Source organism: Catellatospora bangladeshensis (assembly GCF_016862575.1).
GTDB classification, from domain to species: domain Bacteria; phylum Actinomycetota; class Actinomycetes; order Mycobacteriales; family Micromonosporaceae; genus Catellatospora; species Catellatospora bangladeshensis.
In genome coordinates this window covers 1-1,554 of the sequence record NZ_BONF01000091.1, presented here as the reverse complement: position 1 = coordinate 1,554, position 1,554 = coordinate 1, and the positions used below count along the sequence as shown (strand labels likewise).

The 1,554-nt window shown below is 70.8% G+C and carries 2 protein-coding genes; both read left to right on the top strand.

What is annotated here, in order from left to right:
- Positions 1–2: 2 nt before the first annotated feature.
- A complete protein-coding gene (locus Cba03nite_RS39350; protein ID WP_203757668.1) occupies positions 3–485 on the top strand; it encodes a cation:proton antiporter regulatory subunit in 483 nt (160 codons plus the stop codon).
- 5 nt (positions 486–490) lie between these two features.
- A partial coding sequence (locus tag Cba03nite_RS39345) for a cation:proton antiporter (protein ID WP_203757666.1) occupies positions 491–1,554 on the top strand: 1,064 nt, incomplete at its 3' end.

The following is a 1,554-nucleotide window of genomic DNA, read 5'->3' as shown; positions in this document are numbered from 1 at the left end:
CGTTGGACGTCGAGCGCACCGCGTTGCCGGGTATCGGGCTGCGTCACGAGTTCCAGACGGTCAAGGGCCAGCATGCGGCGGTGGTGTCGCACGTGTCGGGGCGGCGGGACATCGTGATCTACAAACCTGATGATCCTGATTCGGCGGTGGTGACGTTGTCGCTGAACACCGACGAGGCCAACGGTGTGGCCGAGCTGCTGGGCACGTCCCGGATCGTGGAGCGGCTGGCCGACCTGCGCCGGCAGGTCGTCGGCCTGCTGACGGTGCAGGTCCCGGTGATCGCCGGGTCGCCGTTCGACGGCCGGACCCTGGGCGACACGCAGGCCCGCACGCGGACGGGCGCGTCGATCGTGGCGGTGATCCGTGGTGGGGAGATCCTGGCCAGCCCCCGGCCGGACTTCGTGTTCCACCCCGGTGACCTCGCTGTCGCGGTGGGCACCGCGGAGGGCACCGACGCGGTCACCGACATCATGCGCAACGGCTGACGCGTATGCACGGAGCCCTGGTCCTCATCGAGATCGGCGCGGTCATCCTCGCCCTGGGCCTGCTCGGCGCGCTGTCGCTGCGGGTCGGTATCTCCCCCATCCCCCTGTACCTGCTGGCCGGTCTGGCGTTCGGCAAGGGCGGCCTGCTGCCCATCGACGCCGCAGGCGAGTTCGCCGCGACCGGCGCCGAGATCGGCGTCATCCTGCTGCTGTTCACCCTCGGCCTGGAATACACCGCCCCCGAACTGGTCGGCACCCTGCGCCACAACGCCCCCGCCGGGCTGGTCGACCTCGTCCTCAACGCCGCGCCCGGCGTCGCCGTCGCGCTGATCCTCGGCTGGGGCCCGGTCGCGGCCGTCGCCCTGGGCGGCATCACGTACGTCACGTCGTCGGGGATCACCGCGAAGGTCCTGGCCGACCTGAACTGGCTCGGCAACCGCGAAGTCCCGATCGTGCTGTCCCTGCTGGTCTTCGAAGACCTCACCATGGCCATGTACCTGCCGATCCTGACCGCGATGCTCGCCGGGGCCAGCTTCGCCGCGGGCATGACCACCCTGGCCATCGCCGGCGCCACCATCACCGTCATCCTCGTCATCGCGCTCAAGTTCGGCCGGTATGTCGAGAAGTTCGTCGCCTCACCCAGCTCCGAGGTCCTGCTGCTCAAAGTCCTCGGCCTGACCGTCCTGGTCGCGGGCGTCGCCCAGCAGCTGCAGGTGTCCGCCGCGGTCGGGGCGTTCCTGGTCGGCATCGCCCTGTCCGGGCCCCTGGCCCACACCGCCCGCGAACTGCTCACCCCACTGCGCGACGTGTTCGCCGCCGTGTTCTTCGTGTTCTTCGGCCTGCAGACCGACCCCCGCGCCCTACCCCCCGTGGCAGGCATCGCGATCCTGATGGCCGTGGCCGGGATCGCCACCAAGATGGCCACCGGCTGGTGGGCCGCCAAACGCGCCCACATCAGCGTCGCCGGCCGCCTGCGCGCAGGCGTCGCCCTGCTACCCCGCGGCGAGTTCAACATCGTCATCGCCGGCCTGGCCGTCGCCGCCGGCATCAACCCACAACTCGGCCCCCT